Annotated in this window: 19 protein-coding genes; 5 read left to right on the top strand and 14 right to left on the bottom strand. The window is 69.6% G+C overall.

Features of this window, described 5'->3' with window-relative positions; all coding sequences use genetic code 11:
- Nucleotides 1-16: 16 nt before the first annotated feature.
- The 3 genes from AC0685_RS28620 to AC0685_RS28610 form a co-directional block, all read right to left on the bottom strand.
- A complete protein-coding gene (locus AC0685_RS28620) occupies nucleotides 17-1,216 on the bottom strand; it encodes a GNAT family N-acetyltransferase (protein ID WP_478228352.1) in 1,200 nt (399 codons plus the stop codon).
- Between the two features lie 40 nt (nucleotides 1,217-1,256).
- The gene (locus AC0685_RS28615) at nucleotides 1,257-2,033 is read right to left on the bottom strand and encodes a DUF4333 domain-containing protein (protein WP_478228351.1); all 777 of its coding nucleotides are present in this window, start codon (nucleotides 2,031-2,033) and stop codon (nucleotides 1,257-1,259) included.
- A gap of 271 nt (nucleotides 2,034-2,304) precedes the next feature.
- On the bottom strand, nucleotides 2,305-5,082 hold the full coding sequence (locus AC0685_RS28610) for a DEAD/DEAH box helicase (protein WP_478228350.1): 2,778 nt from the start codon (nucleotides 5,080-5,082) through the stop codon (nucleotides 2,305-2,307).
- A gap of 111 nt (nucleotides 5,083-5,193) precedes the next feature.
- On the opposite strand from AC0685_RS28610, the gene AC0685_RS28605 reads away from it, so the two are divergent.
- Nucleotides 5,194-5,646, top strand: coding sequence for a hypothetical protein (locus AC0685_RS28605; protein WP_478228349.1), 453 nt, complete (start codon nucleotides 5,194-5,196; stop codon nucleotides 5,644-5,646).
- Here the strand turns inward: AC0685_RS28605 and AC0685_RS28600 are convergent.
- The 7 genes from AC0685_RS28600 to AC0685_RS28570 form a co-directional block, all read right to left on the bottom strand.
- The gene (locus AC0685_RS28600; RefSeq protein ID WP_478228348.1) at nucleotides 5,630-6,505 is read right to left on the bottom strand and encodes a diacylglycerol/lipid kinase family protein; all 876 of its coding nucleotides are present in this window, start codon (nucleotides 6,503-6,505) and stop codon (nucleotides 5,630-5,632) included. The two genes, AC0685_RS28605 and AC0685_RS28600, sit on opposite strands and share 17 nt — an antisense overlap.
- Nucleotides 6,506-6,512: 7 nt before the next feature.
- Nucleotides 6,513-7,484, bottom strand: a complete 972-nt coding sequence (gene tatC / locus AC0685_RS28595) for a twin-arginine translocase subunit TatC (protein ID WP_478228347.1) — start codon at nucleotides 7,482-7,484, stop codon at nucleotides 6,513-6,515.
- A 95-nt stretch (nucleotides 7,485-7,579) separates the two neighbouring features.
- Complete coding sequence (gene tatA, locus AC0685_RS28590; RefSeq protein ID WP_034306661.1) at nucleotides 7,580-7,912, bottom strand: Sec-independent protein translocase subunit TatA; 333 nt, start codon at nucleotides 7,910-7,912, stop codon at nucleotides 7,580-7,582.
- A 38-nt stretch (nucleotides 7,913-7,950) separates the two neighbouring features.
- Nucleotides 7,951-8,160, bottom strand: coding sequence for a bacteriophage holin (locus AC0685_RS28585; protein ID WP_005150907.1), 210 nt, complete (start codon nucleotides 8,158-8,160; stop codon nucleotides 7,951-7,953).
- A 9-nt stretch (nucleotides 8,161-8,169) separates the two neighbouring features.
- On the bottom strand, nucleotides 8,170-9,147 hold the full coding sequence (locus tag AC0685_RS28580) for a helix-turn-helix transcriptional regulator (protein ID WP_478228346.1): 978 nt from the start codon (nucleotides 9,145-9,147) through the stop codon (nucleotides 8,170-8,172).
- Complete coding sequence (locus AC0685_RS28575) at nucleotides 9,144-10,124, bottom strand: helix-turn-helix transcriptional regulator (protein ID WP_478228345.1); 981 nt, start codon at nucleotides 10,122-10,124, stop codon at nucleotides 9,144-9,146. Before AC0685_RS28575 ends, AC0685_RS28580 begins: the two co-directional genes overlap by 4 nt.
- 9 nt (nucleotides 10,125-10,133) lie before the next feature.
- Nucleotides 10,134-10,565, bottom strand: a complete 432-nt coding sequence (locus tag AC0685_RS28570) for a winged helix-turn-helix transcriptional regulator (RefSeq protein ID WP_478228369.1) — start codon at nucleotides 10,563-10,565, stop codon at nucleotides 10,134-10,136.
- A 103-nt stretch (nucleotides 10,566-10,668) separates the two neighbouring features.
- On the opposite strand from AC0685_RS28570, the gene AC0685_RS28565 reads away from it, so the two are divergent.
- Genes AC0685_RS28565 through AC0685_RS28555 form a run of 3 tightly spaced genes read left to right on the top strand, consistent with a single transcriptional unit; the run spans nucleotide 10,669 to nucleotide 12,792 of the window.
- The gene (locus AC0685_RS28565; protein ID WP_478228344.1) at nucleotides 10,669-11,607 is read left to right on the top strand and encodes an NADP-dependent oxidoreductase; all 939 of its coding nucleotides are present in this window, start codon (nucleotides 10,669-10,671) and stop codon (nucleotides 11,605-11,607) included.
- Between the two features lie 37 nt (nucleotides 11,608-11,644).
- Nucleotides 11,645-12,097, top strand: a complete 453-nt coding sequence (locus tag AC0685_RS28560; protein ID WP_340682084.1) for an SRPBCC family protein — start codon at nucleotides 11,645-11,647, stop codon at nucleotides 12,095-12,097.
- Nucleotides 12,094-12,792 carry an SDR family oxidoreductase gene (locus AC0685_RS28555; RefSeq protein WP_478228343.1) on the top strand — a complete coding sequence of 233 codons (699 nt, stop codon included), beginning with the start codon at nucleotides 12,094-12,096 and terminating at the stop codon, nucleotides 12,790-12,792. The genes AC0685_RS28560 and AC0685_RS28555 overlap by 4 nt, the downstream gene beginning before the upstream one ends.
- Here the strand turns inward: AC0685_RS28555 and AC0685_RS28550 are convergent.
- From AC0685_RS28550 to pafA, 4 genes are all read right to left on the bottom strand, one after another.
- Nucleotides 12,789-13,652 (bottom strand): TIGR03620 family F420-dependent LLM class oxidoreductase, encoded by an 864-nt coding sequence (locus AC0685_RS28550; RefSeq protein WP_478228342.1) that lies wholly within the window; start codon nucleotides 13,650-13,652, stop codon nucleotides 12,789-12,791. The genes AC0685_RS28555 and AC0685_RS28550 overlap by 4 nt on opposite strands.
- A 71-nt stretch (nucleotides 13,653-13,723) precedes the next feature.
- Nucleotides 13,724-14,065 carry an ArsR/SmtB family transcription factor gene (locus AC0685_RS28545; protein WP_478228341.1) on the bottom strand — a complete coding sequence of 114 codons (342 nt, stop codon included), beginning with the start codon at nucleotides 14,063-14,065 and terminating at the stop codon, nucleotides 13,724-13,726.
- A 91-nt stretch (nucleotides 14,066-14,156) separates the two neighbouring features.
- Nucleotides 14,157-15,200, bottom strand: a complete 1,044-nt coding sequence (locus AC0685_RS28540) for a WD40/YVTN/BNR-like repeat-containing protein (protein ID WP_478228340.1) — start codon at nucleotides 15,198-15,200, stop codon at nucleotides 14,157-14,159.
- 80 nt (nucleotides 15,201-15,280) lie between these two features.
- Complete coding sequence (pafA, locus tag AC0685_RS28535; protein WP_478228339.1) at nucleotides 15,281-16,639, bottom strand: Pup--protein ligase; 1,359 nt, start codon at nucleotides 16,637-16,639, stop codon at nucleotides 15,281-15,283.
- 147 nt (nucleotides 16,640-16,786) lie between these two features.
- Between pafA and AC0685_RS28530 the strand changes: the two genes are divergently transcribed.
- A complete protein-coding gene (locus tag AC0685_RS28530; protein WP_478228338.1) occupies nucleotides 16,787-18,265 on the top strand; it encodes a phosphatase PAP2 family protein in 1,479 nt (492 codons plus the stop codon).
- The last annotated feature ends 548 nt before the right edge of the window (nucleotides 18,266-18,813 follow it).

Genomic DNA, 18,813 nt, shown 5'->3' with positions numbered 1-18,813 from the left:
GTGTGATCATCCAACGTCAGAAGAAGGTACCGCACCAGGGATTGACCCGCGTGCCGAACAGCAGGTCCGCACGCTCCAGAGCGGCCGCACCGGTGGCACGGACCCGGCCGGCGGCCGCGAGATCCGACGGGCGCCAGCCACCGAGGTACACCATCGACAGGGTGTCGGCGTGCAGTTCGAGATCCGCCGGGTCGGTGGTGCGGACGGCGCCGTCCTCGGACAGGCGGTAGCGGCCGGAGTTGTGGTCCAGGAAAGGGTCCGTGACCTCGATGACGACCGGCTCGCCCCGGTACGTGCGCGCGTCGAGCATCCTCGCGACGTCGACCAGCCGGAGCCAGCCTTCGTCCTGGATCTTCTGCACCGTCACGTGCCGCGGGTCGCTGAACAGCAACTCGACCGGCTCGTCGAGCGGCCGCTTCTCGGCGGTGATGAGGTCGACCAGGTCCACGGACACCAGGTAGCGCCACAACCCCGCGAACGCGTCAGGACTCGCGTAGTGGAACGACTGGACCTTCAGGAGCGCCGGAGCGCCGAAATGAGCCCTCTCGACGGTGTAGGTGACATAGCCGTCGACCCCGTCCTGGCCGCGATGCACCGCGGTCGTGACCGGCGTGGTCGCCCGGCGCAGTTCCCGTTCGTAGCCCGGCCACAGATGCGGGCTCCGCGCGATCATCCCCGGCCGGGTGCGCGGCAGCGCGTCGAAGAGCGAAGGCCATTGCTCGACAGTGCTTTCCAGATCCAGCAAGGAGATCTCACCGCCCGTGGGCGCCTCGGGCCGGAAGCGGGCCCGGTGCCTGTCGACCTCGATCGACTTCGCCCGCACGGCGACGCCGTACCCGAACCTGCCGTAGATGGCGCCTTCGGACGCGTGCAGCATCGCCGCGGGAACGCCCCGAGCGGCGAAATCCTCGAACTGCGCGCGCATCAATCCGGTCAGCACGCCGCGGCGGGTCCGGTCGGCGCGGACGCCGACGAGGCTGACCGCGGCGAGCGGCGTGGTGCCGCCGCCGGGCAGGGTCACTTCCGAATCGAACGACCGGAGGGTGCCGATCAGCTCCTGGTCGAACGCGCCGAACCCGCGGTCCGGCTGCATCGACGGGGCGATGGCCGACCATTCCTCGTCGGTCATCTCCTTGGCGTGCAAGGCGCGCCTGAACAAATCGGTCGCGGCCCGTTCCTCGTCGGACCGCAGCCGCCGCACTGAGAAGTCGCTCATGACACGATCATGCAGGATCGACCGCGCGCGGCGCCCGCCGTTATTTGATGGCGGGCGGAGAGACCTCGTAGTTGCCGGTGTCACCCTTCACGGTGATCGGCACCTCCTGTGGCTTGCCCTCGATCGTGGCGGTGCAGGTGAACTTCACACCGTCCTTGACCTCCTGGCCGGAGGGGCAGGTGACCGCGCTGATCTCCTTGATCCCGTAGGTCTCGGTGAGCAGCTTCTGCACGTCGGTCTGCATCTGCGTGTTGTTGAACACCTGGGTGTTGAACCAGCCCGGCGTGACGAAGCCGAGGATGCCGACCACGGCGATGATCACCACGAGCGCGCCGATCCCGACGAACAGGCCCTTCTTGGACTTCGGCTTGTCCTGCGCCTCGCCCTGGGTGCCTGGGAACTGGCTCTGGCCGTAGTCGTACTGGCCGGGCTGCTGCTGCCCGTACTGCGCCTGTTGCTGCGGGCCGCTCTGGGGGTAGCCGGGTTGCTGCTGGGGCCCGCTCTGCGGATATCCCGGCTGCTGGCCGTACTGCGGCTGCTGACCCCACTGCGGCTGCTGTTGCTGCGTCTGCGACGGGTCCTGCTGCTGCGGGTAGCCCGGCTGCTGCTGGGACGGGTCGTAGGGGGCGGGCTGCTGACCCCACTGCGGCTGTTGCTGCTGGGTCTGCGACGGGTCGTACTGCGGCTGCTGGCCCCACTGCGGTTGCTGCTGCGGGCCGCTCGGCGGTTGAGCGCCGCCCGGCTGTTGCCCGTAGCCCGGCTGCTGCCCCCACTGGGGCTGCTGCTGCGGGTCGTTGCCGCCATACGGCGTGCTCATCGTTCGCCTCCGCCTGTTCCGCCATCGTCACCGGCCGACCTGCATGGCCGTCGTGGGCGATCCAACCACAGGTCGGCGCCCCTGCCCACTGTTCCCGGCCGGTGTCGGGGCAACTCGCCGCGACCGTGCTCACACCGGACGCGCTTCCATTCCGCCGGTCAGCCCAACGCCTGGGTGTGGAGATGGGCTCTCCGCGAGGGGTGGTGGTCTCGCGCGTAGTGAAGGCCTCCTTACCTACCCTGAAGGTAGGCAAGGGGGCCTTCACGGACGGTCACGCGCCGCCGGCCGCCACGACTCCACGCCGCAACGCCTTCACCGCGTCCGAGGCCGCCGCTCCGACCGGGTCCGCCTTCCCGAGGACGTCGCGGATCTGGTCCAGCAGGTCGATGACCTGCCGCGCCCAGCGCACGAAGTCACCGGCCGACAGCTCCTGCCCGTTCGCCTCGGCGGCGGTGAGGACCTTCTCCAGCGATTCGCCGCGCGCCCATCGGTAGACGGGCCAGGCGAAACCGGCGTCGGGTTCGCGGGTGCGGTCCAGTTTGTGGCGCCGCTCGTCCTCGGTGAGCTCCATCCACAGCCGCGTGGTCGCCTGCCAGGCGTCGAGCACCTTGCCCGCGGGCAGGCGGGGCTCCCCCGCGGTGTCCCGACGTGCCTCGAAGACCAGCGTCGAGACGACGGCGGCGAGTTCGGCGGGCGCCAGTCCTTTCCAGACGCCATGCCGGATGCACTCGGCGGCGAGCAGATCGGACTCGCTGTAGAGCCGGGTGAGCCGTTTCCCGTGTTCGGTGACACGGTTCTCGCCGTCGCCCTTCGACTCGGGGCCGAGGTACCCGCGTTCGCCGAGGAGCCGCAGGATGCGGTCGAAGGCACGCGCGAGCGAGTGCGTGGTCGCCGCGACCTTGCGTTCCAGTTGCTCGGTCTCGGCCGTGAGCCGCTGGTACCGCTCGACCCAGCGCAGGTTCGCCTCGCGTTCGGCGAGGCCGTGGCACGGATGCGCGCGCAGCGCCCGCCGCAGCGCGGCCAGCTCACCGTCCTCATTGGCCCCAGCGCGGCGCTTTTGCCTGCCAGGCAAGGAGATTCCCGCGTTGCGCAGACTCGAAGCGATATCCCGCCGGGTCTTGGGCGAGCGCAGCTCGATGTGCTTCGGCAGCTTGATGTTCCCCAGCGCCTCGACCGGCGACGGGAAGTCGGAGACCGAGAGCGGCCCGGACCAGCGGTCCTCGGTGACCACGACGGGCCGCGGTTCGCGGATCGGGTCGAGCCCCGGGTCGACGACCACCGCCAGCCCGGCGCGCCGCCCGGCGGGGACGGCGATGACATCGCCCTTCCGGAGCTTCTCCAGCGATTCGGCGGTTCCCGCACGGCGGGCGGAGGTGTTCTGACGCGACAGCGCCTTCTCCCGGGCGGAGATCTTCGCCCGCAACTCGACGTACTCCAGCATCTGGTCGAAATCGCCGGTGATGGCCGAGGTGTAGCCCCGCAGGGCCTCCTTGTTCCGCTCGATCCGCCGGGCCGTCCCGACCACCGACCGGTCGGCCTGGAACTGCGCGAACGACTGTTCCAGCAGGTCACGGGCCTCTTCGGCGCCGACCTGGGCGACCAGGTTCACCGCCATGTTGTAGCCGGGCCGGAAGGAAGACCGCAGCGGGTACGTCCTGGTCGAGGCCAGCCCGCCGACCTGCTTCGGGTCGATTCCCGGCTGCCAGGCGACGACCGCGTGGCCTTCGACGTCGATGCCGCGCCGTCCGGCCCGCCCGGTGAGCTGCGTGTACTCCCCCGGCGTCAAGTCGACGTGCGCCTCGCCGTTGTACTTCACCAGCCGCTCCAGCACCACGGTGCGCGCGGGCATGTTGATGCCGAGCGCGAGCGTCTCGGTGGCGAAGACGACCTTCACCAGGCCCTGGACGAACAGCTCCTCGACGGTTTCCTTGAACGCCGGGAGCAGCCCGGCGTGGTGCCCGGCGATACCGCGTTCGAGCGCCTCACGCCATTCCCAGAAGCCGAGGACGCCGAGGTCGCCTTCGGGGAGGTCCTTGGTGCGCTCGGCGACGATGCGGCGGACCTTCTCGACCTCTTCGGGGCCGTTGAGCCGCAAGCCGGACCGGACGCACTGACCGACGGCGGCGTCACAGCCGGCGCGGGAGAAGATGAACACGATGGCGGGGAGCAACCCGGCGTTGTCCAGCCGCTCGACCGTGTCGGTGCGGGACGGCGGCCGGTACCGCGGCATCCGCGACGGCGCCCCTCGCCGTCCTCTCGGCCCGCGCAACCCGGCCGGGGCGAAACGCCCGCCGATCTCCTCGGTGCGGCGAAGCAGGCTGGGGTTGATCCGCAGTTCGGCGCCCGGCGCGTGTTCCTCCTGGCCTGCGAACAGGTCCAGCAGCCGGTTGCCGACCAGCATGTGCTGCCACAGCGGCACCGGCCGGTGCTCGTCGACGACGACGGTGGTGTCGCCGCGGACCTCGACGAGCCATTCGCCGAACTCCTCGGCGTTGCTCACCGTGGCCGACAGGCCGACGACCCGGACGTGTTCGGGCAGGTGGAGGATGACCTCTTCCCAGACGGCACCGCGGAACCGGTCGGCGAGGTAGTGGACCTCGTCCATCACCACGTACGCGAGCTCGCCGATGGTCGAGGACCCGGCGTACAGCATGTTGCGGAGGACCTCGGTGGTCATGACCACGACCTGCGCGTTGCCGTTGATCGAGGTGTCGCCGGTCAGCAGGCCGACGGCGTCGGCGCCATAGCGGCCGACGAGGTCGGCGTACTTCTGGTTCGACAACGCCTTGATCGGTGTCGTGTAGAAGCATTTGCGACCCTCGGCGAGGGCGAGATGCACCGCGAACTCGCCGACCACGGTCTTCCCGGCGCCGGTGGGCGCGCAGACGAGCACGCCGTGACCGTCTTCGAGCGCCTCGCAGCCGCGGACCTGGAAGTCGTCGAATTCGAACGACGATTCCGCCGCGAAGCGGGTCAGCTGGGGGTATCGAGCGCGGCGCTGGGAGGCCGCGTAGGCCTCGGCCGGGGTCTGAGAAGGGCTATTGACCACTTCGTCAGGGTTCCATACCCCACCGACAGTTCGCACTCGGTGTGACGATCTCGGGAACGGCCGCCACCCCTGTGTCATCCAAGGGCCGGATCCGAGATCGAGAGGGGACCCATGGAGATCGCTTGCCCGCAATGCGCGCAGGTCGACCAGGTGCAGAGTGTGCCGGCGGTGTTCCAAAGCGGGCAGACGACCTACCGGGTGCAAGGAGGCATGACGGCCATCCCGGCGGGCGACGACGTGGTCTACACCGCGACGACGCACACCGGCGTGTCGGTGACCGCGACCGCGGCGTCACTCAACCCGTATCCGGTGCTCCGCGGTGGCGGGTGCTTCTTGGCACTCGCGCTGGTCGCGCTGTTCGCCGTGCTGTTCGTGCTCAGGCTGCGGCGCAACGCGCGGATCCGGCGGGGCATCCCCGACGCGCTGGAGTACTGGCGGCAGGCGTGGTTCTGCCACCGCTGCGGCGGGGTGTTCTTCCCGCGCGGCGAACTGATGTCTGCCGCGACGTTCCGCGGACTGGTGTGGCGAGCGGGTGACTACGCCGGGCTCACCCGACGACGGTGAGCGCGCCGGGAACACAGGTGACGTCGATCGGCAGCCTGCCCAGCGGCTCGCCGTCGGCGTACACGGGCAGGTCGCTGCCCGCCAGATGGATCTGACTGGCTTTGAGGGTCCGCACCGCCGGATGCGCGATGTGCTGCCCGGACCGGACTCCGGGCAGCATGCGGAGCAGGTCGCGCCGGGTCGCGTTGCCGACGACGGTGACGTCGAACAGACCGTCTTCGGGGTCCGCCCCGGGGCAGATCGGCATGCCGCCACCGTAGAACGGGGTGTTGCCGACGGCGATCATGGTGGCGTCGAGTTCGAGTGTCTCGACGTCCGTGCGGAGCACGACCGGCCGGGGCCGGAAGGCGGCGAGTTCGGCGAGGATCGCGACGTCGTAGCGGCGCGGGCCGCGAGGCCAGGTCAGCCGGTTGGCTCGTTCGGTGACGAGGGCGTCGAAACCCGAGCACAGCACCGTGGCGAACCATTCGCCACCCGCCCGGCCGAGATCGATCCTCCGTCGTTTCCCCTCCGCGATCCGCCTCGCGACGAGATCGGCGGCGGCGTGCGGCCGATCGGGGATGCCGAGTGCCCTGGCGAAGTCGTTGCCGGTACCCGCGGGGACGAGCCCGAGTGCGACGCCGGATTCGGCGCAGAACTGCACGCCTTGGTGCGCCGCACCGTCACCACCGAGGACGACGAGGACGTCCAGCCCGGCCGCGCGCGAGTCGGTCGTCAGCGCGCGGGATTCCTCGACCGTGTGGGCGACGAGGACGTCAAGCCGGTCCACGACGGGCCGCAGCCGCGCCGCGACCGACTCCAGCAGCCGTCCCGCGGCCCCGTCACCGGAGGCGGGGTGGACGGCCAGCGCCGCGTGCATCCCCGGCTCAGGTGACGTCGTCGGTGCTGGTGCGCTTGCCGTTCGTGGCGGCCGACGGTTCCTCGTCGATGGTGCTCGGCGTGTAGTCGAACGGCGCGGCCTCGTCGTCGGCGAGCTTGTCCCAGCCCTCGGTGCCGCGCTCCTTGTCGAGCTTGCGGTCGTGGAAGCGCGCGATCTGGATCGAGAGCTCCAGGAGCACCACCAGCGCGCCGGCCAGGGCGAGCATCGAGAACGGGTCCGAACCGGGCGTCGCGAACGCGGCGAAGACGAACACGACCATGATCAGGCCGCGGCGCCACTTCTTCAGCGTCTGGTACTTGAGGACGCCGACGCGGTTCAGCATCACCACGAACAGCGGGAGTTCGAAACTGACGCCGAAGATCAGCAGCAGCGACAGGATGAACGAGATGTACTTGTCACCGGTGAGGGCGGTGATGAACTGGTCGCCACCGAAGTTCATCAGCAGCTCGAGAGCGTGCGGGATGAGCAGGTACGCCAGCACGGCGCCGGCGGCGAACAGGATCGACGCGAAGAAGACGAAGGTGAGCGCGTACTTGCGCTCCTTCGAGTAGAGGCCGGGCGCGATGAACGCCCAGATCTGGTAGAGCCACAGCGGGGCGAGCAGGACCGCGCCCGCGGCGAGACCGACCTTCAGCTGGATCATGAAGGCTTCGAACGGAACCGTCTGGAGCAGCTGGCAGGGACCGTTGGGTTCCCCGCCGAGCCTGCGCTGGTACGGGATGCCGCAGTACGGCCCGGTCATGATCTGGCCGAGCGACGGGATCGGGCCCACCTTGGTCTGGAACCAGAGGAAACCGATGATCCCGCCCGCCAGGATGGCGAGCAGCGCGAAGCCCAGACGGCGCCGGAACTCGTAGATGTGCTCGATGAGCGTCATCGTGCCGTCGGGGTTGGCCCGACGGCTGCGCTTGCGCCGCTTCGTGCCGCGGCGCTCCTCACCGGAGGCGGAATCCGCCACTGGACAGTCCGTTCTCGTCAGGGTCCACCATGAGCGCGCCGGTACTTCGGCGCGCTCATCCGCGAACAGGCTCCGCTTGGCTAACTAAAGACCGCTCAGCTGGCGTTCTTCTGCGCCTGCTCGGCCGGAGCGGGCGCGGCGGCCTGCTGCTTCTTGAGCTCGTCGAGCTGACGCTGGAGGTCGGCGACCTGCTTGTCCTGCGCGGTCGCGGCGGGCGCGGGCGTGGTGGCCTGCGGCAGCTGCTTGGTCTCGACCTCTTCGGCCTCGGCGGCCTTGTCCTTGTCTCCGGCCATGTCCTTGGTCTCGGCCTTGAAGATCTTCATGGACTTGCCGATGGACCGCGCGGCGTCCGGAAGCCTCTTGGCGCCGAACAGCAGAACAACGACGAGCACCAGGATGATGATGTGCCACGGCTGCAGCGCGTTCATCGTTTGCGGCCTCCTTCTCGAGTCTCTCGTGTGTGATGTTACCGGTCTTCGAGCCCACGTCGTTGCGCGATCGCCACGCGCAGCGCGGCCGACCGGGCGCGAAGGAGCCCTGTCCGTTTTCGGGTGTTCGTAGCCACCATGCTCATCGTATGGGTGAGTACGCGCAAGACTCTGCGTAATTTGATTAGCAGAACAAAGAGCAGGATGAGCCCGGCGACGGCGAGCGCGATGCTCGGCAGGTACGACACGGCGTCACCCTACTGCTCGTAGGTTGACGTTAGGTGACGAGCCCGGGCCAGTGCGTCGGCCGCCCGTTGACGAACTGCCTCTGCGAGCGCGACCGGGCTTTCGACCTGCGCGTCTCCGCCCAGCCCCAGAATGAGCCGGACCATCCACGATTCGTCGGCGTACCGCATCCGGATGCGCAGCCGCCCGCCGTCGAGCTCGTCGAGCTCCTCACAGGGGTAGTACTCGGCTACCCAGCGTGCGTCGGGGTCGAGGACGAGAACGGCTTCCTGCTGATCGGGACGCGGGCGGAAAACACCATCGGAAATGTCAGTGGGCTGTGCGTGCGCCGGCGGGACGGCGGGTTCGTCCAGCACGGTGAGCTCATCGATCCGGTCGAGGCGGAACAGCCGGACACCCTCGGCGCGGCGGCACCACGCTTCGAGGTAGCCGACCGCCTGGACGATGAGCAGCCGCATCGGATCGACGGTGCGTTCGGTGATCTCGTCCTTCGACGCCGTGTAGTACCGGATCCGCAACGCGCGCTTCGCCGTGAGAGCGGCCCGGACGGCTTCGCGCGTGCCTGCCGTCTTCTTGCCTTCCCGCACTCCCCCGCCGACGACGATCCCCGACGGCTGGGCCTGCCCCGCGGCCACCTCGATCTTCGCGATGGCCCGGCGGACCGCGTCGGCGTCGACCACCCCGGGCGTCTCGGCCAGCGCGCGCAGCGCGACGAGCATGGCCGTCGCCTCGCCGCCGGTGAGCCGCAGCGGGCGGTTCATGCCCGCGTCATGCGTGACGACGATCGTGTCGCCCTCGAAAGAGAGGTCGATCAGGTCGCCGGGGCCGTAGCCGGGCAGCCCGCACATCCACAGCAGTTCGAGGTCCTTGCGCAGCTGCTTGGGTGTGACGTCGAAGTCGTGGGCGGCGTCGTCGATCTTGATCCCGGGCCGCGCGAGGAGATACGGCACGAGCGCGAGCAGCCGCGGCATCCGTCCGGTGGTGCTCATCGGGCACCACCGGCGTGCGCGATGGCTTCGAGGCGGCCGAAGACAGACTTCGCGAGCACCTCTGGTTCGAGGACGAGGACGTCCGGCCCGTGCGCGGTGAGCCAGTCGGCGGCGGATTCAGGGTAGTACAGCTCGATCTCCACGAGATCGCCTTCTTCTCCCCCGGCGTCGCTGCGGCCGACCACCCGGCCGCGGCGGCGGACCCCGGCGGCCCGGCCGTCGGCGACCCAGACACTGGCGGTGGTCGGCGCGGACGGGTCCTCGCCACTGCTGGCGGAGACCATCCGCAGCAGGTTGACCCCTTCCGGGCGTTCGACGACGCCGGTCGCGCCGAAGGCGTCGACCTTCCCGGTCACGCGCGAGAGGCGGAAGCACCGGGGCGCGCCGCGGTCCCTGTCGTGCCCGACGACGTACCAGCGGCCCTTCCACGACACCACGCCCCACGGTTCGAGGGTGCGGATCTTGCGTTCGGCCGAACCACTGCGGCGGTACTCGAAACGCACCGCCCGCCCGGCTTGGACGGCGGCGAGCAGCGGGCCGAACGCCGGTTCGGCGCGGACGCGGGGTTCGACGACGGTCGGGGCGTGGTCGTCGACCTCGACCCCGGCGGCGCGGAGTTTCACCAGCGCGCCTTGCGCCTCACCGGTCAGTTCCGGGGAATCCCACAGCCGGACGGCGAGGCCGACCGCGGTCGCCTCGTCGGGTGCCAGGTCGATCTCGCCGAGTTCGTAGTCGCGGCGCGCGATGCGGTAGCCGTCGATCGCGTCGAAGGCGGAGTTGCGGCCGGTCTCCAACGGGATGCCGAGTTCGCGCAGTTCGGTCTTGTCGCGCTCGAACATGCGGAAGTACGCCTCGTCGCTGGCCGCGTCGGCGTACCCGGGCACGATGCCCCGGATCCGCTCGGCGGTGAGGTACTGCCGGGTGGACAGAAGGGCCAGAACCAGGTTGACCAGACGTTCGGCGCGTGCGGTGGACACCCGGCTACCCTAGCCCGCGCCGTCCGACCCGATGGTGACAGCCGCCGATCGCGCGTCGTAACGATCCCTGGCGGTCTCGACCTCGTCGAACCGGGTCTCGGCCCAGTCCTTGATCCCGGCCAGCAGCTGCCGGAGGCTCCGGCCGAGCTCGGTCAGTTCGTAGTCCACGCGGACCGGCACGCAGGGGGTCACCGTGCGGGTCAGGAGGCCGTCCCGTTCGAGGGTCCGCAGGGTCTGCGTGAGCATCTTCTGGCTGACGCCGGCGATCCGGCGCGAGAGGTCGCTGTAGCGCTGGGGTCCGTCGCCTAGGGCGACGAGGACGAGGCTCACCCATTTGCCCGAGACCTCGTCGAGCAGTTTCCGGGCGGGACAGGCCGCGAGGTAGGCGTCGTAGGCCCGTTTCTGTTCGTCCCGGCGTTCCTGTGCCGTGCGCGTGACCACGGTGCGCGTACCTCCGTGTGGGTTGGGCACCTCGAGGTGCGTACTTCCCGAAGGAGAGTAACTCCCCATACGTTCGCCGTGAACGATTCCCGGGAGGAGAACGATGCGCGCAGTGGTGGTCCGCCGGTTCGGCGGGCCGGAAGTCCTGGAGTTCGCCGAAGTCCCGGTGCCGGCACCGGGGCCCGGTCAGGTACGAGTGAAGGTGGCCGCGGCCGGGGTCAACCCGGTCGACGCCGGGACCCGGTCGGGTTTCCTGACCGAGGCGGGGATCATCCCGCCGCGTGAGCGGGTCGGGATCGGCTGGGACGTGGCCGGGACTGTCGACGCCGTGGGCGGCGGCGTCACCGGGTTCGCCGCCGGCGACAGCGTGATCGGCCTGCTGGACCGGCCGTCAGCCGCGCTCGGCGCGTATGCCGATTTCGTCGTACTCGACGCGGACGCGATCGCCGCCGCCCCGCGGACGGTGTCCCTCGCAGAGGCCGCGACGTTGCCGCTGAACGGTCTCACCGCGGTCCAGGCCCTCGACCTGCTCGACCTGCCATCGGGTTCGACGGTTCTGGTGACCGGCGCGGCGGGAGCCGTCGGCGGCTACGCGGTCGCCTTGGCCAAGGCGAGGGGATTCCGCGTGGTGGCGGTCGCCGGCCCGGCCGACGAGGCGCTGGTTCGAGGCTTCGGCGCGGAGGTTTTCGTGTCACGTGGCGATTTCCTCGCCGATCGCGTGCGGACGGTGGTCCCTGGCGGCGTCGACGCGGCACTCGACACGGCGCTGCTCGGGCTCGACGCGGTGAACGCGGTGGCGAACCGCGGCCGGTTCGTCGTGTTCGCCGCCGGAGCCGCCCCGATTCCGTTGCGGGGTATCAAGGTCGAGCACGTTTGGATAGCCGCCGACGGCGCGGCGCTCGCCGGGCTGGCGACCTTGGTCGACGACGGCGCGCTCATCCTCCGGGTCGCGGACACCTTGCCCTTGGCCGAGGCGGTGAAGGCGCACGAACGCCTGGCGGAGGGCGGGCTCCGCGGGAGGCTGGTCCTGACCAACGAATAAGTTGACGCTTAATTAAGCCTACGGTTATCTTCGCGTCATGGACAACGAGGAGACCCGGCTCGAACTCCGGCGCGAGTACCCGGACCCCATCGAGGACGTCTGGTCGGCGCTCACCGATTCCGAGCGCACGGCCCGCTGGATCGGCACCTGGACGGGCGAAGCCGGAGTCGGCAACACGATCATGCTGTCGATGACCGCCGAGGAGGGCTCCGAGCCGGGTCCCGCCGTCATCCGCGAATGCGATCCGCCGAAACGGCTGGTCATGGATCTGCACAACACCGGCGAGCCGACCTGGCGAGTGGAGCTGACCCTGACCCCGCGCGGCGACGGAACAGTGCTCGACTTCGTGCACCGGATGCCCAAACCGGACTGGGACACCTCGGATATCGCCAAGGGCTGGCATTTCTACCTCGACCGGCTCGGCGCTTCCCTCGCCGGCGAACCGGTGCCCGAATGGGACGGCTACACGCCGCCTAGTTTGGAGGCATGAACGAGCGAGTACTGCTGATCACCGGTGCTTCCCGCGGCATCGGCGCGGCCACCGCGCGCCGGGCCGCGACGGCCGGATTCCGGCTGGCGTTGCTCTCCCGCGACCGCGAGGCGCTGCTCCCGCTGGTCGCCGAGTTCGGCGAGGAGCGGGCCCTCGCGGTCGCGGCGGACGTCACCGAATGGGGATCGATCTCCGCGGCCGTCGAGACGGTGAAGAACACCTTCGGCCGGCTGGACGCGGTGTTCGCCAACGCGGGACAAAGCGTCGTCGTCTCGTTCTTCGGTGACGGCGGCGCGGACCCCGAACAGTGGCGGGACATGGTGCTGACGAACGTCTACGGCACCGCCCTCACCGCGCGGGCGGCCCTTCCGTCACTGGCGGAATCGAAGGGGCACCTCGTGCTCACCGGCTCGGTCGCCGGGCGCTACCACCGGCCCGGGAACCTCTACTCGGCCACGAAATGGGCGGTGACCGGGCTCGCCGGGTCCATCCGCGAGGAGGCCATCGGCACCGGCGTGCGGGTCACCGTCGTGCAGCCGGGACTGGTCGACACCTCGATGATCCCCGAGGACTCGAAGTCCAAGCCGAAACTGGAACCCGACGACATCGCGAGGGCGGTGCTCTTCGCGCTGGAGCAGCCGCCCTCGGTCGACATCAACGAGGTCGTGGTCCGCCCGACCGGCCAGGTCCGCTAGCGCGGCAGCAGCGAGTCGGCCAGCCGCCGCCAGTGCGGCATGGCCGATTCGCCGGGTCCGATGCCGATGACCTGGACGCCGACGTGGTCGGTGCCCGCGTCGAGGTGGCCGTGCAGTTTCGCGGTGACGGTGTCGAGGTCGCCCCAGAACACGAGATCGTCGACGAGCCGGTCGCTGCCTCGACCGCCGTCGATGTCGGCTTCGGTGTAGCCGAGGCGGAGGAACTTGGCCACGTTGTACTTCGACGTCAGGTAGGCGTGCAGATGGTCGCGGGCGATCGCACGCGCCTTGCCCGGGTCGGTTTCGAACAGCACGGCGTGCTCGACGCCGAGGAAGGCCTTCTCCCCCAGCACTTCCCTCGCCTGGGCGGTGTGCGACACCGGCACGTGGTAGGTGTGCGCGCCCTCGGACCGGTCGCGGGCGAGCCCGAGCATTTTCGGCCCGTACGCCGCCAACAGCCGCCGGATCGGCCGAGCGGGCAGCGGGTTCGCGCTGGTGACAGTGTCGAGTTCGTCGAGGTAGGTGTTCATCGCCTCCAGCGGCTTGACGCCGGGACGCGCGCCACCGAAGCCGAGCCCGAGGACATGCCTGCCCGGATACGCGTCGGCGAGCAGGAGCGCCGCGCCACGGGTCCAGCGGGACCCACGGGAGTCGATGCGCGCGATCCCGTTGACCACGGCCATCTGTTCGGTGGACGCGAGCAGGAATCCGGCGTGGGTCAGCGCTTCGCGGCCGTCCCGTTCCGGGATCCAGATCGCGGGCCAGCCGAGTTCTTCCAGTTCTCGCACCGAATCCCGGATCATGCTCGCGGGCTGATCCTCGAAGTCGAACGTCCAGATCCCGAAACGCCCCAGTTCCATCTGTCTCTCCTCAAGTCGGGTCCAACGTATCGAAGTATCGCAGATTTTCGATACGTTATTCCCGGCCGGGCTCAGATGGAGCGTCCCAGCAAGTCGACCAGCTGCGCGATCCGCTGCTCGTCACGGCGATAGTGCGTCCACTTGCCCACCCGGGTGGACCGGACGAGCCCGGCGCGATGCAACAGCGCCATGTACGCCGACACCGTGGACTGCGCGAGCCCCAGCTTCGCCTGGAGATGACTGACGCAGACCCCGACCTCGTTCTGGTCGGCGATCGCGTTCTCCGGCGGGAAGTGCCGGTCCGGTTCGCGCAGCCACCCGAGCACCTGGAGCCGGATCGGGTTGGCGAGCGCTTTCAACACCTCGACCAGATGATCGGTGGTCTCCGGGACTGGTTCGGCTTGTGCGGTCATAGTCCTCAGAAGCTCGCGGGTCGGTCGTGAGTGGCGATTCGTGTTCTAACCCTACTTGCCACTCACGACCAGGGCACCCACGCGCTTTTGCTCAGGCCGTGCCGAGTCGCGCGGCCCTGCCGTTGGCCCCACTCGCCCAGCACGCGCCACGAGCGCAGTCGACCGAGTCGAGCGATCCGGTGTCGAACGACTTCCAATGCCGTCCGCCGTCCGGGCTCAGATCGCTCCCGCCGGGGCCGACGGCGATCACGGTGTTCCCCAGCCACGCCAGGCCGGAGCGGTAGCCGACCGGGGCCTCGGGCGGTGTCCGCCAGGTGCGCCCCCTGTCCGCACTGAGCGCCACCGCCGGACCAGGAGCGTTCGGCGCCGCGTAGTCGCCGCCGATGGCCACGCCGTGCCGCGGATCCCGGAACGTCACCGAAAAGACCCCGGCTGAGGCGCCGCTCGGCAACGGGGTGTCCGCGGCTTCCCACGTCATCCCGCCGTCGCCGGAGTGCAGGACGCGGGCGCGGGCCCCGCCACCGGTGGCGATCCAAGCGTCACGCGGGCCTGAAGTGGTGAGGCACTGGCCGCTGGCGGCGAACCCGAACTCGCCGTCGAGCGCGGGGACCATGCCCTCGGCGGGGACCGGCTTCCACGTGCGACCGCCGTCCGAAGTGGACTGTAACCGGAACTTGCCGTCCACCGGATCGCTCATCGCGAGACCGCGCCGGTGGTCGAAGAACGCGACACAGTCGTAGAAGGCGGCAGGGTCACTGTTCCTGAAGGACAGTCGCCAGCTCTTGCCGCCGTCGTCGGTGCGGTAGATCCGGGACGCGTCGCCGGGCCCGATCGACAGCGCGACCGCGTGATCGGCGTCGAAGGCCTCGATGTCACGGAAGTCGAGCGCCTCGGTGCCCGCCGGGGCGACGGGCTGCCAGGTACGGCCGCGGTCGGTGGTGCGCAGGACGGTGCCCCTGCTGCCGCTGACCCACGCCGTACGGGAATCCACCGCGGACAGGCCGCGCAACTGGGCGTCCGTGCCCGTCGGAGTCTCCGTCCACGCGGGCTCCGGACATTCCGGTGCGGCGTGCGCGACGCCGGTGAACGCCATCGGGACGACCGCACCCAGCAGGACCAGCAACGCACGGCGCATCGGCGCACCTCTCCCTCGAAGATCCGTGAAGGCCACCTTAGAGGGCGCGGAGCTTTCCAAGATGGCCTTCACGGAGTAATTCAGAGCGAGGAGATGAGCCTCTCGACGCGTTCGTCCACCGAGCGGAACGGGTCCTTGCACAGCACGGTCCGCTGCGCCTGGTCGTTGAGCTTGAGGTGCACCCAGTCCACGGTGAAGTCACGCCCGGCGGCCTGCGCGGCTGCGATGAAGTCACCGCGCAGCTTCGCCCGCGTGGTCTGCGGCGGAGTGTCCTTGGCCAACTCGATCTCGCCGTCGTCGGTGACCCGCCGCACGAGCCCCTTCCGCTGCAGCAGGTCGAAGATGCCCCGCCCGCGCCGGATGTCGTGGTAAGCCAGGTCGAGTTGCGCGATCCGCGGGCTCGACAGGTCGAGGTCGTGCTTGTCGCGGTAGCGCTCGACCAGTCGGTGCTTGATCGCCCAGTCGATCTCGGTGTCGATCTTGCTGAAGTCCTGCTGCTCGACCGCCTCCAGCGCCCGGCCCCACAGCTCGACGACGCGCTCGGACTGCGGCGACGAACCGGTCTCCTTGACGTGCTGGACGGCCCGGGCGTGGTACTCGCGCTGGATGTCCAGCGCGGACGCCTCGCGGCCGCCGGCGAGCCGCACCTGTCGGCGGCCGGTGAGGTCGTGGCTGATCTCGCGGATGGCCCTTATCGGGTTGTCCAGCGTGAAGTCGCGGAACTGGACGCCCGCTTCGATCATCTCCAGCACCAGGTTCGCCGATCCGACCTTGAGCATCGTGGTCGGCTCGGCCATGTTCGAGTCGCCGACGATCACGTGGAGGCGCCGGTAGCGTTCGGCGTCGGCGTGCGGCTCGTCGCGCGTGTTGATGATCGGCCGCGAGCGCGTGGTGGCGCTGGAGACGCCCTCCCAGATGTGTTCCGCTCGCTGGGACAGGCAGTACACGGCGCCGCGGGGCGTCTGCAGCACCTTGCCGGCGCCGCAGATGAGCTGCCGGGTCACCAGGAACGGCAGCAGCACGTCGGCGATCCGGGAGAACTCACCCGCCCGCGTCACCAGATAGTTCTCGTGACAGCCGTAGGAGTTGCCCGCCGAGTCGGTGTTGTTCTTGAACAGGAAGATGTCGCCGCCGATGCCCTCGTCCGCCAGCCGCCGCTCGGCGTCCACCAGGAGGTCCTCGAGGATCCGCTCCCCCGCCTTGTCGTGCGTGACGAGCTGGACGAGGTCGTCGCATTCGGCCGTCGCGTACTCCGGGTGGGAACCCACGTCGAGGTAGAGCCGCGAGCCGTTCGACAGGAAGACGTTCGACGAACGCCCCCAGGACACGACACGCCGAAACAGGTAACGCGCCACTTCGTCCGGGGAGAGCCTGCGTTGCCCGTGAAAGGTGCACGTGACCCCGAACTCGGTCTCGATGCCAAAGATCCGCCGCTGCATCCCACCAGAGTAGGCGGTGAAGACCCACTGAAGGTGCGCCGTTCGGGCGGCGACACGCGGTCGGTACGTTGCATTCGGTGAAAGGTGTGCGGGACGTCCCGATCGGGTCTCACGCGCATGACGTTCCGGGCCGGAAGTGGGGAACCCGTGTTAAAGCAGCTCAAGCGCCCTTTCCGCAAGGTCGGGCGGACCGATCGGCGGCTGATGGCGCGGAGTGCTGCCCTGCCGAGGACCAGGGCCGACGACGTGATCACGTCGCTCTCCAAAAGTGCGGACAAATCCAAGCTTTGGTGGTGTGTCGCGGTCCTGCTCGCGGCGAAGAAGGGGCCGACGCGCCGGGGAGCGCTCCGCGGCGTGGCCGCCATCGCCGGGGCCAGCGCGGCGGCGAACCTGATCGGCAAGCCGCTGTTCCCCCGCCGCCGCCCCGCGGCGGAAGAGGTGCCGATGCACCGGCGGCTCGTCCGGCGGCCGACCTCGTCGTCGTTCCCGTCCGGGCACTCGGCGTCCGCGGCCGCCTTCGTCACGGCCGTCGCGATGGAGTCGCCCAAGGCAGGCGCCGCCCTCGTACCGCTGGCCGCCGCCGTGGCCTATTCCCGGGTCCACACCGGCGTCCACTGGCCCAGTGACGTCGGGGTGGGGATCGGGATAGGCGTCGGCGCCGGCCTCCTCACGCGGCACTGGTGGCCGCTGAACGACGACGTCCCCGGCCGCACCGCACACACCGCCGAAGCGCCCGAAATGCGCGACGGGGAGGACATGCTCGTCCTGGTCAACCCGCATTCGGGGATCGACGGCCAGGATCCGACCGAGGAAGCCCGGTTCGCCTGGCCCAAGGCCACCATCCTGTATCCGGACGCGAAGCGTGACCTGCGCGATCAGCTCTGCGACGAGATCGCTGCCCGGGACAACACCGTACGCGCGCTCGGTGTCGCCGGGGGTGACGGGACGGTCGCCGCGGTGGCCGCCGTCGCGGCCGACCACGACCTGCCGCTCGCGCTCATCCCGGCGGGCACTCTCAACCACTTCGCCCGGGACGTGGGCATGCGCTCGATGCCCGACGCGGACGCCGCCACCGAAGCGGGCAACGCCGTCGGCGTCGACCTCGGCGAAGTCGAGATCAACCACGACGACGACCACCGCTACTTCGTCAACACCGCCAGCCTCGGCGGCTACCCGGAAATGGTCCGGATCCGGGAAAAGCTGCAGAAGCGGCACCCGAAGTGGCCGTCGGCGGCGATCGCGCTCGCCCGCACCCTCCGGCGCGCGAAGCCGCTGGAAGTGACCCTCAACGGCAAGCACATCAGCATCTGGCTGCTGTTCGTCGGCAACGGCACCTACTCGCCGAAGGGGTTCGCCCCCTCGCGCCGCCCGGCGCTCGACACCGGCCTTCTCGACGTCCGGTACCTGCGCGCCGACCTGCCGTACTCGCGAGCGCGCTTCATCCTCGCCACGATCACGAACAGCCTCAACGCCAGCCACGTCTACCAGGAACTCGACGTTCCGGAGCTGCACGTCCGGCTGCTGAACGGCAACCGCCGCGTCGCCACCGACGGCGAGGTCGGCCCGCTCGGCAACGACTTCCGCTTCCGGTCGCGGCCCAGCGCGCTCACCATCTACCGGCTCTAGGCGCTGCCCTCCGGGCCGAACACGCGCCGCCGCGTCCACTGTGTACAACGCAGCCCGCAAGTTCATGAAGGCCCCTTCATTGCGCTGAACGCCAGGGCTCGGCGAAGTCGCATAGACGCTGGTCAGCGTCGCTGTTGGTGATTCGAACGGGGCGGACGACAGCGGGCTTGAACGGACGGTGTCCACAAAGGACGCCAGCTGACGGGTGGATGTCCGTTTGATGCGCATCTGCACGGTTCTCGGTCGGGGCCGTGAGCGACAAAGAGGGATTGGAACCCAATCCCACGTAGCTTAAGTTGATCTTGGATGGGGGCCTGGATCGTAAGCGGTGAAGATTGCCGCAGGTCACGCGCTCGGTTGCCCTGGCCGACAGGAGCCGACCGCGCCCCTGAGTGTCCATCAAGAACACTTTTCGCCGGCTCAATGTCTGGTTGAAGCCCGGATGGGGGTCGTGGGGGGGGGTTTTGGGTGGGAACCCAAAAAACACCCCCCCCCCCCCCCCCCAAAACCCAAACAAGGACGGGGGCCCACCAAAAGGGAACCCCCGG

The organism is Amycolatopsis sp. NPDC043889, from assembly GCF_056435645.1.
Note: the sequence above shows the minus strand (reverse complement) of the source record. Positions and strands in the feature narration are given on the sequence as shown.

What these genes read in the sequence shown, in the direction of transcription:
- AC0685_RS28620 (WP_478228352.1), bottom strand. Translation starts at nt 1,216, where the DNA reads ATGAGCGACTTCTCAGTGCGGCGGCTGCGGTCCGACGAGGAACGGGCC.
- AC0685_RS28615 (WP_478228351.1), bottom strand. Translation starts at nt 2,033, where the DNA reads ATGAGCACGCCGTATGGCGGCAACGACCCGCAGCAGCAGCCCCAGTGG.
- AC0685_RS28605 (WP_478228349.1), top strand. Translation starts at nt 5,194, where the DNA reads ATGGAGATCGCTTGCCCGCAATGCGCGCAGGTCGACCAGGTGCAGAGT.
- AC0685_RS28600 (WP_478228348.1), bottom strand. Translation starts at nt 6,505, where the DNA reads ATGCACGCGGCGCTGGCCGTCCACCCCGCCTCCGGTGACGGGGCCGCG.
- tatA (WP_034306661.1), bottom strand. Translation starts at nt 7,912, where the DNA reads ATGAACGCGCTGCAGCCGTGGCACATCATCATCCTGGTGCTCGTCGTT.
- AC0685_RS28580 (WP_478228346.1), bottom strand. Translation starts at nt 9,147, where the DNA reads ATGAGCACCACCGGACGGATGCCGCGGCTGCTCGCGCTCGTGCCGTAT.
- AC0685_RS28565 (WP_478228344.1), top strand. Translation starts at nt 10,669, where the DNA reads ATGCGCGCAGTGGTGGTCCGCCGGTTCGGCGGGCCGGAAGTCCTGGAG.
- AC0685_RS28560 (WP_340682084.1), top strand. Translation starts at nt 11,645, where the DNA reads ATGGACAACGAGGAGACCCGGCTCGAACTCCGGCGCGAGTACCCGGAC.
- AC0685_RS28555 (WP_478228343.1), top strand. Translation starts at nt 12,094, where the DNA reads ATGAACGAGCGAGTACTGCTGATCACCGGTGCTTCCCGCGGCATCGGC.
- AC0685_RS28550 (WP_478228342.1), bottom strand. Translation starts at nt 13,652, where the DNA reads ATGGAACTGGGGCGTTTCGGGATCTGGACGTTCGACTTCGAGGATCAG.
- AC0685_RS28545 (WP_478228341.1), bottom strand. Translation starts at nt 14,065, where the DNA reads ATGACCGCACAAGCCGAACCAGTCCCGGAGACCACCGATCATCTGGTC.
- AC0685_RS28540 (WP_478228340.1), bottom strand. Translation starts at nt 15,200, where the DNA reads ATGCGCCGTGCGTTGCTGGTCCTGCTGGGTGCGGTCGTCCCGATGGCG.
- pafA (WP_478228339.1), bottom strand. Translation starts at nt 16,639, where the DNA reads ATGCAGCGGCGGATCTTTGGCATCGAGACCGAGTTCGGGGTCACGTGC.